This is a genomic window from Gemmiger formicilis (genome assembly GCF_016901605.1).
Taxonomy (GTDB): Bacteria; Bacillota; Clostridia; order Oscillospirales; family Ruminococcaceae; genus Gemmiger; species Gemmiger formicilis_B.
Genome location: NZ_JACJKP010000961.1, coordinates 1 through 218, shown reverse-complemented (window position 1 = coordinate 218; position 218 = coordinate 1). Strand labels below are relative to the sequence as shown.

The 218-nt window shown below is 61.9% G+C and carries 1 pseudogene; it reads right to left on the bottom strand.

The annotated features are described in order from the left end of the window. Positions 1 to 218: pseudogene (locus H6B10_RS17395) on the bottom strand (hypothetical protein); the annotation flags it as partial.

The following is a 218-nucleotide window of genomic DNA, read 5'->3' as shown; positions in this document are numbered from 1 at the left end:
CCGCACTGTTCCCGCACCATGGCCAGGCACCGCTGGCCCAGCTGGTACTCGGTGGGATAGTAACAAAGGATACTGCCCGCCAGGGGATTTTTAAACTCGATGCCCTGGGCTTTGGCCGCAAGGTGGCGCAGTTCGTGGACCCCGCCCAGGTGGAAAAGGTCTACCGCATGGAGGATAAATCCGGCCAGCGGCGGCTGCGGGAACTGGTGGAACAGATC